Genomic DNA, 12,626 nt, shown 5'->3' with positions numbered 1-12,626 from the left:
CGTCCTGGCTGCAGCGCCCGCCCAGCCGGCTGCAGCGCCGGCCACCAAGCTGGCCTCGGTCGGCGGTCCGCCGCAGAGCGCGCGGCTCGCCTCCGCCACCACCAACGTTACCGAAGAAAAGCCCGTCGTCGAGCAGACCTCCGTCAAGCCCAGCGAAGCGACCGGCGCGCTGCCGACCTTCCGCTGGCCGGTGCGCGGCAAGGTGATCACGAGCTACGGTGCCAAGACCAACGGCAAGTCCAATGACGGCATCAACCTGGCGGTGCCGGAAGGCACGCCGGTGAAGGCGGCGGAGGACGGCGTGGTCGCCTATTCCGGCAACGAGCTCAAGGGCTACGGCAATCTGGTTCTGGTGCGGCACTCCAACGGCTACGTCACCGCATATGCCCATGCGAGTGAACTGCTGGTGAAGCGCGGCGATACGATCAAGCGCGGCCAGATCATTGCCAAGTCGGGTCAATCAGGCGAGGTGGGGTCGCCGCAGCTCCACTTCGAGATCCGCAAGGGATCTTCACCGGTTGACCCGCTTCAATTCCTGAACGGGGCGTAGCACGAGCGTAGCCCGGATGAAGCGTAGCGAAATCCGGGGCCGGTCTTTCAACGGCCCAGACTGACCCCGGATTACGCTGCGCTCCATCCGGGCTACTGGTCTCGTAAAACGCCTACTTCCCCGAAAGCCTCACACCCAGCCGTCCCGCCAGCTCCTGCGTGAACTGCCAGGCGACGCGGCCCGAGCGGGAGCCGCGGGTGGTCGACCATTCCAGCGCCTCGCGCTCCAGCTCGTCGTCGGCGATCTTGATGCCGAAATGACCGCAATAGCCGCGGACCATGGCGAGGTACTCGTCCTGGCTGCAGCGGTGAAAGCCGAGCCACAGGCCAAAACGGTCCGACAGCGACACCTTTTCCTCGACCGCCTCGCCCGGGTTGATCGCGGTCGAGCGCTCGTTCTCGATCATCTCGCGCGCCAGCAGGTGTCGGCGGTTCGAGGTGGCGTAGAGGATGACGTTGTCGGGGCGGCCCTCGATGCCGCCTTCCAGCACCGCCTTGAGCGACTTGTAGGAGGCGTCGTTGCCGTCGAAGGAGAGGTCGTCGCAGAACACGATGAAGCGGAAATCGGAGCTGCGCAGCAGGTCCATCAGGCCGGGCAGGCTCTCGATATCCTCGCGGTGGATCTCGATCAGCTTGAGCCGGTCGGCCGGCTTGCGGTTCAGATTGATGCTGGCATGCGTGGCCTTCACCAGCGACGATTTGCCCATGCCGCGCGCGCCCCAGAGCAGGGCGTTGTTGGCGGGCAGGCCGTCGGCAAAGCGCTCGGTATTTTCGATCAGGATGTCCCGCATCCGGTCGATCCCTTTGAGCAGGCCGAGATCGACCCGGCTGACGCGCGGCACCGGCGAAAGCCGCCCGTCCGGATGCCAGACGAAGGCGTCGGCAGAGCCGAACGACTCAAGGTTTCCCGCCGCCGGAGAGGCCGCGGAAAGGTGTCCGGCGATGGCCTCCAACGCGGTCGCGATCCGCTCGGCCGTGGCGCCGTTGAGCGTGTTTGCCGGACGTTTTGTCGCGGTTTTTGCGAGGGCTCGCGAGGCGGCCCTGGGGGCGGCGCGGGGCGCTGTTTTCTTGGCTTTTTTCGACATTTCCGGAGTTCCTGACGGCGCAGCCTTAACGGGCCTTGGAAGGTCTCGCAAGCGGCCTAAATGAGGGGGCAGCCAGCGTTGCAATTGGGCCCGCCGCCGCTATAGTCCGCGCGAATTTGCCCGGACCGGCGATTTGCCCAAGGCGCTAAGCCCAGGCATGGCCGGTTCTTTTCCGTCTCACGAGGATTGTTCGAATGCTGATTACCCCTGCGTACGCCCAGGCTGCAGCCGGCGGCGATGCGAACAGCATGCTGATGTCGCTGCTGCCATTCGCGCTGATCTTCGTGATCATGTACTTCCTGATTCTGCGGCCGCAGCAGAAGAAGATCAAGGATCACCAGGAGCTGGTCAAAAACATCCGCCGCGGCGACACGGTCGTGACCTCGGGCGGCCTGGTCGGCAAGGTGACCAAGGTGGTGGACGACGACCAGATCGAGTTCGAAATTTCCGACGGCGTCCGCGTTCGGCAAATGCGGCAGATGATCTCGGGCGTCCGCGCCAAGGGCGAGCCGGCCAAGGAAAAGAGTGAGGCCAAGGACGAGTCGTCCGCGAGCTGAGTTTTGCGCGCCGCGCGTGGCGGCGCATTTTCCTGGATGTGACGGGTCTACTCGATGCTGTATTTCTCGCGGTGGAAGGCGCTGGCGATCATTCTGACGGCGCTGATCGTCTGCCTGTTCGCGGTTCCGAACTTCTTTCCCCAGGAGCGGGTGAAGACCTGGCCGGTCTGGGCGCAGCGCCACATCGTGCTCGGCCTCGACCTGCAGGGCGGCTCGTATTTGCTGCTCGAGCTCGATACAAATTATATCAAGAAGGAAAGACTGGATCAGGTTCGCGACGAAGCCCGCCGCGTGCTGCGCGAAGCCAAGATCGGTTACACCGGTCTTGCTGTGCGCGGCGACGCCGTCGAAGTCCGTGTCAAGGATAGCGACCTTCAGGCGGCACTTCCCAAGCTGCGTGAACTATCGCAACCGCTCGGAGGGCTGCTCGGCTCCAGCGGGCAGCGAAGCCTCGAGGTTTCAGACGCCGGCGGCGGCTTGATCCGCCTCGTGGTGCCGCAAGCGGCGATCACCGAACGCATACGGCAAACCAACGAGCAGTCGATCCAGATCGTCGAACGCCGTATCAACCAGTTGGGCACGGTCGAACCGCTGATTCAGCGGCAGGGTACCGACCGCATTCTGGTTCAGGTGCCGGGTCTGCAGGACCCGACCGAGCTGAAGCGCATCCTTGGCCAGACCGCCAAGATGGAATTCCGCATGGTCGATTCGTCGGTCTCGCCGGATCAGGCGCAGGCGGGACGGGTGCCGGCCGAATCGGAAGTCCTGATGAGCGAGCAACCGCCGAAGGTGCCTTACGTCATCAAGCGACAGGTTCTGGTTTCCGGCGGCGACCTGACCGATGCGCAGCCGGGCTTCGACCAGCGCACCAACGAGCCGATCGTGAGCTTCAAGTTCAACACTTCGGGGGCACGCAAATTCGCGCAGGCGACATCGGAGAATGTCGGGCAGCCGTTTGCCATTGTCCTCGACAACAAGGTGATCTCTGCGCCCGTAATCCGCGAGCCGATCACCGGCGGGCAGGGGCAGATTTCCGGCAGTTTCACCGTGCAGGCCGCCAACGAACTCGCACTGCTCCTGCGGGCGGGCGCACTGCCGGCGCCGCTCACCGTCGTCGAAGAGCGTACCGTGGGTCCGGGCCTCGGCCAGGACTCGATCGAGAAGGGCCAACTGGCGGCCTATGTCGGCTCCATCATGGTCATCGTGTTCATGCTGCTGACCTACCGGCTGTTCGGCGTGTTCGCCAACATCGCGGTCGCGATCAACGTCGCGATGATCTTCGGTATCCTTTCACTGCTCAACGCCACGCTGACGCTGCCCGGCATCGCCGGCGTCGTGCTGACCGTCGGCATCGCGGTCGACTCCAACGTGCTGATCTATGAGCGCATCCGGGAAGAGCTCCGCCATGGCCGCAACGCGATTTCGGCGATCGACGCCGGATTCCGGCGCGCATTGGCGACGATTCTGGACTCCAACATCACCACCTTCATCGCCGCTGCGGTGCTGTTCTACATCGGCACCGGCCCGGTTCGCGGCTTCGCCGTTACGCTCGGCATCGGCATTATCACCACGGTCTTTACAGCGTTTACGCTCACCAGCCTGATCGTTGCCGGCTGGGTACGGTGGAAGCGGCCGAAGACCGTGCCGATCTAGGAATCCCACCGTGACTCAATACGTTCTCATTGCGCTGGGCGTTCTGGTCGTCATCCTGACCATCGTCGCCATCTTCGATCTGTTGCCGCCGCTGCGCATCGTCCCTGACGATACGCACTTCGATTTCACGCGCTTTCGCCGCATCAGCTTTCCGATCTCGGCCGCGCTGTCGATCGTCGCGATCGTGCTGTTCTTCACCCACGGGCTGAATTTCGGCATCGATTTCAGGGGCGGGACGCTGCTGGAAGTGCAGAACAAGTCCGGCCCCGCCGATATCGGCGCGATGCGCGCGCAACTGAGCACGCTCGGACTTGGCGATATCCAGTTGCAGCAGTTCGGCGGTCCGAACGACGTGCTGATCCGGGTGGCCGAACAGCCGGGCGGCGACGCCGCCCAGCAGGCGGCCGTGGGGAAGGTGCGCAGCGCGCTCGGCGACAGCGTCGAATACCGCCGCGTCGAAGTGGTTGGACCGCGCGTTTCCGGCGAGCTATTGGCCTTCGGCATGGTCGGCCTGATGCTCGCGATCGTCGGCATCCTGATCTATCTCTGGTTCCGGTTCGAATGGCAGTTCGCGCTCGGCGCCATGATCGCCAACGTCCACGACATCGTGCTGACCATCGGCTTCATGTCGATCTCGCAGGTCGATTTCGACCTCACAAGTATCGCGGCGCTGCTCACGATTCTCGGCTACTCCCTGAACGATACGGTCGTCATCTATGACCGCATCCGGGAAATGCTGCGGCGCTACAAGAAGATGCCGATGCCGCAGCTTCTGAACGAATCCATCAATTCGACACTGTCGCGCTCGATCATCACCCACGTTACGGTGACGCTGGCGTTGCTTGCGCTGCTCTTGTTCGGCGGCCATGCGATCCACAGCTTCACGGCGGTGATGATGTTCGGCGTGGTGCTGGTCGGCACCTACACCTCGATCTTCATCGCCGCGCCGATCCTGATCTATCTCGGCGTTGGCGAGCACCGCGACGCGTCGGATACGCCTGCGAAGAAGTAGTTGGTGATGGCTAGCTCCTCGGACGCTCCCCATCTTCCGAGGTCGGCGCCGATCGAGGCCTACGGCAAGGGCGGCTTCGCCTTCGCCGATATGTCACATCGCGGCTCGCTGTTGTGCCTGCCGGATGCGATCTGGGCCTGGCCGGTGAACAAGCCGGCCGAGATCGATGAATATTCGCTGGCGCGCGTGTTCAAGGCTGCCAATTCCATCGACACGCTGATCGTCGGCACCGGCACGGAGGTTTGGGTCCCGCCGCAGGGGCTGCGCGAGGCGCTGCGCGCCGTGCGCGTGGTGCTGGACCCGATGCAGACGGGGCCTGCGATCCGCACCTACAACATCATGCTGGGCGAGCGGCGGCGCGTCGCAGCGGCGTTGATCGCAGTGCCATGAGCGAGGCCGCGACGAAGGATTCCGCCGCGTTCTGCGCCGATCTGGTGCGCACGCACGACTTCGTCCGCTATGCCTCGACGCTGTTCCTGCCGGCGGCTCAGCGGCGTGCATTGCTGTCCATCTACGCCTTCAATGTCGAGATCTCGCGGGTGCGCGAGCAGGTCAGCCAGCCATTGCCCGGCGAAATGCGGATGCAGTGGTGGACCGACATGCTGCAAGGCGCCGGCCATGGTGGCGTCGAGGGCAATCCGGTCGCGGCTGAACTCCGGCATACAATCGACGAATTCCGCCTCCCGGTCGAGCCGCTGCTGCGGCTGATCGAGGAGCATCAGTTCGACCTCTACAACGATCCGATGCCGTCGATGGCGGCGCTGGAAGGGTATGCCACCGATACCGCCTCGGCGCTGTTCTCGCTGGCCGCGCGGATCGTGGCGCCGCCGTCGGCAGCGATCGACCATCTCGCGCGTCATGGCGGGCTGGCGCAGGGAATCGCGCAGGTGCTCGCGGCGCTGCCGCACGATGCCGCACGGCGCCAGCTCTTCGTGCCGCTGCAACTGCTGCAGCAACACGGCAGCGGGATGGAGCAGATCTTTGCGGGCAAGCAGACGCCGCAAGCGCGCGCTGCGATCGACCAGTTGATCGGAGAGGTGCGAAAACATCTCCGCACGGCCTTTGAACTGCTCGCGCACGTACCGCCGCAGGTCCGGCCGGTGTTCCTGCCGCTGACGCTGGTCCACCGCGATCTGAAGCGCATGTCGCGTGCCGATGCCGATCCATTCGTCCCGCAGGCAACGTCGCGTTTGCGGATTCTGTGGACGCTGTGGCGCGCCTCGCGCTCGCGGGAGTTCGGGGGGTAAGATACTCGCCGCACATTCAAGTCGTCATACCCCGCGAAAGCGGGGTATCCAGTACGCCGCGGCCTTGCCACGCTACACAAATGTCTCTGGAATACTGGGTCACCCGCCCCTGTGCGCAATTGCGCACACGGCGGGTGACGACAAGTGGAATCAATTTGACGGCCGATCCATGTCGGCACTTTCGAAATTGAACCTATCCCGCAAATTCTTGCGGCTCTCCAGAATGTCCTTCAGGAAGGCACGATCGACCTCGTTGTTGATCAGCGGCTCGATCAGGTCGACCTGGTTCATCGCGACGAGCTGCAGGATTTCCGTGCGTGGCTTGCCGGCGGCATCGCGCGGCAGGGCGTGGACGACCTGAATATGCTCCGGCGGCTTGACGCCCCTGGCGGCGGCAAGTTCGCTGCGCAACTGTTTTTCCAGCTCGATCTTGTCGGCCTCGACAAAGGCATACAGCCCGACGCCGCTGCGCCGGTCGGCGAACGCGACAATGGCGGTATCGCGCACGTCGGGGTTCTTCCGGATCAACTCGATCAGGACCGGTGCGTCGTTGACCAGCCGGCGGCCACCGCCTTCGCGATCGGTAAAGTTGAACAGGCCGCGGGTGATGGCCTGATAGACCTTCTTGCCGGTCTTGAGCCAGAGGCTGGCGACAAAGGATTTGCGCGCGAGAATCTTGCGCTCCATCGGCGTCAGCGCCTGCGGCGCATAGCTGCGCTTGTGCTTCAGCATATGCCGCAGGTCCTCATAGGCCGCGATCCGGAACAGCCGGCTGCGGGTCGAAAAACAGGCGGCAAGCTGAAAATCGGTGAGATAGGCGCGGCCGTCGCGGCCGACCAGCCAGTTCTGCTCCTTGGCAAGATCATTGTGGCAGATGCCGGCGCGGTGCAGCTTGCGGAGAGCTGATTTGGCCGAGCGGAAATAGGCGACGTCGCCATGCGGCTTGGCCAGATGCAGCGCGACGCCGTCGATAAAGCCACGCACCAGCGCCTTCCGTCCGGCCCAGAGCAGCTTTGGCCCGACGTCGAGATCGCGCGCCAACGCCAGCGCGCGGCGCTCGCGGGCAAACAGATGGCGGGCGAGCGGATAGGACCACAGCGGCACCTGGTCGAGCCGGCGCAGAACGGCATCGACCTCGCCAGCCTCGTCGCGAAAACGGCCGCGTTCGACGGTTGAGAACACGTCGCGCTTCAGCAGCACGCCTTCAGTCCATCGCGCCGACAGGGTGGCGGCGTCGTCTTTCGGCAGATCCATGGGATTACGCCGCCGCCGCTACGCCGAGATGCTCGGCGATCCAGCGATCGAGATCGGTCAGCGCCCGCGCACTGAGTGCCTGCTTCTTGGCGACTGTTTTCTCGTTGCCGCGCAGCCGCGTGCCGTCCGCCTTCTTCGTCGGCACGCTCGCAAGCGGCGGGAACAGCCCGAAATTGATGTTCATCGGCTGGAACGAGCGCGTGCCCGCCTCGATGGTTTCGATATGGCCGCCAGTGATATGGCCGAGCAGCGAGCCCAGCGCCGTGGTCGGGGGTGGCGGCTCAAGCGATTGTGCCCGCGCATTGGCGGCAGCGTAGAGGCCTGCGATCAGCCCGATGCTGGCGGATTCCACATAGCCCTCGCAGCCCGTCATCTGCCCGGCAAAGCGCAGCCGTGACTGCGCACGCAGCCGCAACTGGCCGTCCAGCAGCTTCGGCGAATTGAGGAAGGTGTTGCGGTGGAGGCCACCGAGCCGGGCGAATTCGGCGTTCTCGAGCCCCGGAATGGTGCGGAATACACGCTGCTGCGCGCCGTAGTTCAGCTTGGTCTGGAAGCCGACGATATTGTAGAGCGTGCCAAGCTTGTTGTCCTGGCGGAGCTGGACGATGGCATAGGGCTTCACCGTCGGATTGTGCAGATTGGTGAGCCCCACCGGCTTCATCGGCCCGTGCCGCAGCGTCTCGTGGCCGCGCTCGGCCATCACTTCGACCGGCAGGCAGCCATCGAAATAGGGCGTGTTGGTCTCCCAGTCCTTGAAGTCCACCTTCTCGCCGGCCAGCAGCGCCGCGACGAAGGCGTCGTACTGCTCCTTGGTCATCGGGCAGTTGATGTAGTCGGCGCCGGTGCCGCCGGGGCCGACCTTGTCGTAGCGCGACTGAAACCACGCCACTGACATGTCGATGGAATCCTTGTGCACGATCGGCGCGATCGCGTCGAAAAACGCCAGCGCGTTTTCGTCCGTCAATTCGCGAATGGCATCTGCCAGCGGCGCCGAGGTGAGGGGGCCGGTCGCGACGATCACGTTGCTCCACTCGCCGGGCGGCAGGCCGGCGATTTCGGCGCGGGCGATCTCGATCAGGGGGTGGTCATGGAGAGCCTTGGTGACGGCGGCCGAAAACCCGTCGCGGTCGACCGCCAGTGCCCCGCCGGCGGGCACCTGGTTGGCGTCGGCGGAGCGCATGATCAGCGAGCCCAGCCGGCGCATCTCGGCATGCAGCAGGCCGACCGCGTTGTTGGCGGCATCATCTGACCGGAACGAGTTGGAGCAGACGAGCTCGGCCAGGCCCTCGGTGCGGTGCGCTTCGGTCATCCGCAGCGGCCGCATCTCATGCAGGACGACGCGAACGCCCGCATTGGCGACCTGCCAGGCCGCTTCCGAGCCGGCGAGGCCGCCGCCAATCACATGGACGGTGTCAGTTTGGGGAGTATTGGAAATCATGCGCGCAGGGTTAGCGCGTTTTCACGCGAAGCGCAGCACCAGAAACGACAACGCCCGCAGCTGGGCGGGCGTTATCCGTTCATCAGGCGGCTGAACAGCGGTCAGCCGTTATAGGTCCCGGCGGCAACGCGCGGAATGTCCGAGCGATCAAGGCCAATATCGGCCAGTTCGCGGTCGCTGAGCTGGGACAGTTCGCTGACATTGCGCTGATAATCCCGGAAAGCCTGGATCATGCGGATGAGCGGGAGCAACATGGTAGTCTCCTTGCAGTTACGATTCAGCCCTTGGAGGACGGCCTCATCGTTGAAATGAATATAGCTTAGATTTTGCAGTGCAGAAGTTCCGATGTTGCGGTGCAGCTAATCTCCGTATGCATAGCTGACGAAAGGTCCGCTTAACCTTTCGGCATGGCTCGCGGAACGGCTAGCCGAAGCATGCGAGAGCGAGCTCAAATTATGCAAGTAACGCCGTAAATTTGCGGATTTCTCGTAAACGCCGAATAACCCTTGTTTGCTGCCGAACTGTTAGCCAAGGCGACCGTGGAGCAGTCGGCGACGGATAATTATGCCGAGAAATTCCTGATTTTTGAAACTTTCTTATGCGCGAATCGCATGCGGTCCAATGATATAATATGAATATATATTCATTATTATGACTTTGCTTGGGAACGGCTTTCCCGACCTGCCGGTAAGGCAACCGATCCATTTGACGGCTGCCAATGTCAGCATGGTTCCGCGCCAAGCGGGCCCGCAGCTGCCGGTCTTCTGGCGCTCAGGCCTTCACGCAAGCAAAGTGCCCTCATTCGAATCTCTTGTCGTGTGCGTCGAAACGAGGTGCACTTGATCGCGCCGCTGATCGCAATCGGTAACGCGACTGAAGACGATCGCTGCAAACCGCGCATCGCTCTTCGTTACCGGCCTGTAATGAAAAAGCATCATTTCGCATAAGGCCCTTGCGCGCCGCGCTCACGACCTCGCGCGAAGTTCATTCCGAAGTTTTCCCGCTTCGACGAACAATCGCTGCTGCAGGCGGCAATGGCGCCGCCTGTCCAAAAAACAAAAAGGGGAATTTCGATGCTCAACAAATTACTCGCAGCTACTGCGGTCGCAGCTCTGGCGTATGCCGTCTCTCCAGCCGACGCCGCGCGAGTCAAAGCGAGTTGCAGCGGCGATAATCTGAGCAAGACCGAAACGATGATCGAGAACATGGCGGACGGCGAGGGGAAGATCGCCGCCCAGAAGGAAATCGCGGCTGCCCAGGATGCGATGCTGAGCGGCAAGGCGGGCGCCTGTGCGGCGCACCTAAGCAAAGCGATGCAAGCGAGCGCGGCGAAATAAAGCGCGGCAAAGGGCCGGTCATTGCGGCCGGCCCTTTGGATTCGTGCTAGGGGGCTCGCGAAAGCTGCGTCGCGAAAGCGGCGATGGTCTTGGCGTAAACCTCGCTCTTGTTCCACTCCTTGATCGCAGCGAAATTGGCGCTGCCGGGCTCCCACTCCTTGCCGCGCTGCCAGCCATGGTTGGCGAGGAAGTTGGCGGTCGAAGCCAGCACGTCGGGCGGGCTGCGCAGCAGATCGCGGCGGCCGTTGCCATCGAAATCAACCGCGAATTTGATGTAGGACGAGGGCATGAACTGGGTCTGGCCGATTTCGCCGGCCCATGCGCCGCGCAGATCCGCTGGCGCGATATCGCCGCGCTCGACAATGCGCAGCGCATCCATCAACTCGGCCTTGAACAGCTCGGTGCGCCGGCAATCATAGGCCAGCGTCGCCAGCGCGCGCAGCGTCGAGAATTTTCCGATGTTGACGCCGAAATCGGTTTCCAGGCCCCAGATCGCCACCAGCACTTCGCCTGATACGCCGTAGGCCTGTTCGATACGCCCGAGCACCGATCCGTATTGCTTGAGCATGTTGGAGCCGCGGGTGAGTCGGGGCGGAACCATGCGGCCGGAGAATTCCTCAAAGCTCTGGCTGAATACCTTCTGCGATTGGTCGCGGGCCAGCACGCTCTTGTCGAGCGTGACGCCGGACAGGCCAGCCTGAATGGCGGACGCCGATATTCCCTTGGCGGCCGCTTCCTTCTTGAAGTCTTCCAGCCAGGTTTCGAACGAGCCCGTGCCGCAGGGCGCGGCGAGTGCGGGCGCCGCAGAACTCAGTAACAGGGCGCCCAAGGTGAGCGCGCGCAGGGACAGGCGAGAGATCATCGTGCCGTTCGCTCCACGATCGATGCGTCATCGAGTTAGAGCATGATCCGGAAAAGTGTGTAGCGGCTTTCCGAAAAGATCATGCTCAAACAAGAAGATAAAGCGAGATGACGATTCGAAGAAAAGTCATCGCGCTTTAGTGTCAACGTCACGCCGAATGTTCGAAGCAAGATCGGCCAAAACAAGGCTCAAATCGTGGCCCTGGATGCTATTCCGTTGAACATGCTCAATTCATCGTTAGTGAGCGGTGAACAGCCAAAACGCCGGTCGGATTCGACCGGCGGTTTGATTGATCAGGGTTCCCAGTAGCCTATGCACCATCCTTGCGCCGCCAGGGGAACAGGTTGGCCGGAAAATCGGCGGCCGGTTTGCGTTCGCGGTGCGCGCGGGGCGGAAGCGGCTGTGGATTGAGTTCCGGCTCGATCGTCTCTCGATAGAGATGCCAGGTGGCGTGTCCGAGCAGGGGGATGACGACGGCCAGGCCGAGGAAGCACGGCAACGTTCCCACGACCAGCAGCGCCGCGACGATCAAACCCCACGCCGCCATCGGTCCGGGATTGCGTGCCACCGCGCGCAGCGAAGTCACCATCGCATCGCCGGCGCCGGCATGGCGGTCCAGCATCAGCGGGAAGGAGACCACGCTGATGCAAAGCGCGACGAGCGCGAACAGGAAGCCGACGCCGCAGCCGACCACGATCAGCCACCAGCCTTGTGACGTGGTCAGCACGCGCGTGACGAAATCGGAAATGCCGGTCGCTCCCGCATAGCCGAACGCGGCGATGTAGATCGCCTGCGCGGTGGCCACCCAGGTCACGAACAGGGCCAGAAGAAGTACGCCGAGCCCGAGCATCGCGCCGAACGACGGCGAGCGCACGACCTCGAGCGCATCCCAGGCGGTTGCCTGTTCACCGTGTTCGCGGCGGCGGCTCATCTCATAAAGGCCGACTGCCGCAAACGGACCGATCAGGGCAAAGCCGGCAGCGAGTGGAAACAGCAGCGGCAGCACGGAATAGCCGAGCACGGCGCGCGCGAGCATCAATCCGAGCACGGGATAGATGATGCACAGAATGATAGCGTGAGTTGGTACCGCCTTGAAATCTTCCCAGCCGCGCTGCAAGGCGCGATGGAGATCTGACAAGCCGATCGTTCGGATGACTGGCGCGGCTGCGCTATCGGTTACGCCCTGCGCCATTGATGTGACATTGCCGTGAGAGGTCGCCATGGTCGCTGTCTCCCTGGCGGCCGCATGCTGCGCCTGTCGCAAGACGCAAATGCGCCGCTTCATAAAACGATCACGATCAGGCCAGACGCGAAGACAGAGGGATGGAACTGGCCATGTCGCGAACTGAGTCACCAGCGTACCCCCAAACAGCGACAAAGGCACTCACGCTTAGGTGAATGTTTCATTGGCAAGCTACCTCGGTGTGGCTAGACTTGCCGGCGATCCCGGCGCGGTGCTGCCGGTCGAAGACTCGGCAGCTACTCAGCCCATCCTCAAGTCATTGGGAGTCAACGATGAGCATTTTCGGAAAAATCATGGGCGCGATTTTCGGCACCAAGGCAGACGCCGCACCGGCGGGCGGTGGCGGCGCGGCTGCGGGGGCCGGATCGTCCGGCGGGGCCGCCGCCGCA

Annotated in this window: 13 protein-coding genes; 7 read left to right on the top strand and 6 right to left on the bottom strand. The window is 63.3% G+C overall.

Going from position 1 to position 12,626, the window contains the following annotated elements:
- A partial coding sequence (locus CQ12_RS01775; RefSeq protein WP_157087936.1) for a murein hydrolase activator EnvC family protein occupies nucleotides 1-550 on the top strand: 550 nt, incomplete at its 5' end.
- Nucleotides 551-662: 112 nt separating this feature from the next.
- Here the strand turns inward: CQ12_RS01775 and CQ12_RS01770 are convergent.
- On the bottom strand, nucleotides 663-1,634 hold the full coding sequence (locus CQ12_RS01770) for an ATP-binding protein (protein WP_057833653.1): 972 nt from the start codon (nucleotides 1,632-1,634) through the stop codon (nucleotides 663-665).
- Nucleotides 1,635-1,828: 194 nt separating this feature from the next.
- On the opposite strand from CQ12_RS01770, the gene yajC reads away from it, so the two are divergent.
- From yajC to CQ12_RS01745, 5 genes are read left to right on the top strand one after another with little or no spacing between them, the layout of a single operon-like run.
- On the top strand, nucleotides 1,829-2,191 hold the full coding sequence (gene yajC, locus CQ12_RS01765; protein WP_057833652.1) for a preprotein translocase subunit YajC: 363 nt from the start codon (nucleotides 1,829-1,831) through the stop codon (nucleotides 2,189-2,191).
- Between the two features lie 54 nt (nucleotides 2,192-2,245).
- Nucleotides 2,246-3,844, top strand: coding sequence for a protein translocase subunit SecD (secD, locus tag CQ12_RS01760; RefSeq protein WP_057833651.1), 1,599 nt, complete (start codon nucleotides 2,246-2,248; stop codon nucleotides 3,842-3,844).
- Nucleotides 3,845-3,854: 10 nt separating this feature from the next.
- On the top strand, nucleotides 3,855-4,856 hold the full coding sequence (gene secF, locus CQ12_RS01755) for a protein translocase subunit SecF (RefSeq protein ID WP_057833650.1): 1,002 nt from the start codon (nucleotides 3,855-3,857) through the stop codon (nucleotides 4,854-4,856).
- A 6-nt stretch (nucleotides 4,857-4,862) separates the two neighbouring features.
- Nucleotides 4,863-5,246, top strand: coding sequence for an Mth938-like domain-containing protein (locus tag CQ12_RS01750; RefSeq protein WP_057833649.1), 384 nt, complete (start codon nucleotides 4,863-4,865; stop codon nucleotides 5,244-5,246).
- Nucleotides 5,243-6,103: a phytoene/squalene synthase family protein gene (locus CQ12_RS01745; RefSeq protein ID WP_057833648.1), complete on the top strand. Its 861-nt coding sequence runs from the start codon at nucleotides 5,243-5,245 to the stop codon at nucleotides 6,101-6,103. The genes CQ12_RS01750 and CQ12_RS01745 overlap by 4 nt, the downstream gene beginning before the upstream one ends.
- A 150-nt stretch (nucleotides 6,104-6,253) precedes the next feature.
- Here the strand turns inward: CQ12_RS01745 and CQ12_RS01740 are convergent, their stop codons facing one another.
- The 3 genes from CQ12_RS01740 to CQ12_RS41635 form a co-directional block, all read right to left on the bottom strand.
- Nucleotides 6,254-7,357 (bottom strand): serine/threonine protein kinase, encoded by a 1,104-nt coding sequence (locus CQ12_RS01740; protein WP_057833647.1) that lies wholly within the window; start codon nucleotides 7,355-7,357, stop codon nucleotides 6,254-6,256.
- Nucleotides 7,358-7,361: 4 nt separating this feature from the next.
- Nucleotides 7,362-8,795 carry a methylenetetrahydrofolate--tRNA-(uracil(54)-C(5))-methyltransferase (FADH(2)-oxidizing) TrmFO gene (trmFO, locus tag CQ12_RS01735; RefSeq protein WP_057833646.1) on the bottom strand — a complete coding sequence of 478 codons (1,434 nt, stop codon included), beginning with the start codon at nucleotides 8,793-8,795 and terminating at the stop codon, nucleotides 7,362-7,364.
- A gap of 101 nt (nucleotides 8,796-8,896) precedes the next feature.
- Complete coding sequence (locus CQ12_RS41635) at nucleotides 8,897-9,049, bottom strand: DUF1127 domain-containing protein (protein WP_083519075.1); 153 nt, start codon at nucleotides 9,047-9,049, stop codon at nucleotides 8,897-8,899.
- 780 nt (nucleotides 9,050-9,829) lie between these two features.
- On the opposite strand from CQ12_RS41635, the gene CQ12_RS01730 reads away from it, so the two are divergent.
- Nucleotides 9,830-10,132, top strand: coding sequence for a hypothetical protein (locus CQ12_RS01730; protein ID WP_057833645.1), 303 nt, complete (start codon nucleotides 9,830-9,832; stop codon nucleotides 10,130-10,132).
- A 46-nt stretch (nucleotides 10,133-10,178) separates the two neighbouring features.
- Here the strand turns inward: CQ12_RS01730 and CQ12_RS01725 are convergent, their stop codons facing one another.
- Both CQ12_RS01725 and CQ12_RS01720 read right to left on the bottom strand, forming a co-directional pair.
- Nucleotides 10,179-10,994, bottom strand: coding sequence for a lytic murein transglycosylase (locus tag CQ12_RS01725; RefSeq protein WP_057833644.1), 816 nt, complete (start codon nucleotides 10,992-10,994; stop codon nucleotides 10,179-10,181).
- 310 nt (nucleotides 10,995-11,304) lie between these two features.
- Nucleotides 11,305-12,216, bottom strand: a complete 912-nt coding sequence (locus CQ12_RS01720) for a DUF2189 domain-containing protein (protein ID WP_057833654.1) — start codon at nucleotides 12,214-12,216, stop codon at nucleotides 11,305-11,307.
- Between the last annotated feature and the right edge of the window lie 410 nt (nucleotides 12,217-12,626).

This window comes from Bradyrhizobium jicamae (assembly GCF_001440395.1).
Taxonomy (GTDB): Bacteria; Pseudomonadota; Alphaproteobacteria; order Rhizobiales; family Xanthobacteraceae; genus Bradyrhizobium; species Bradyrhizobium jicamae.
The sequence above is the reverse complement of the archived record's forward strand: the minus strand, read 5'-3'. Positions and strand labels throughout refer to the sequence as shown.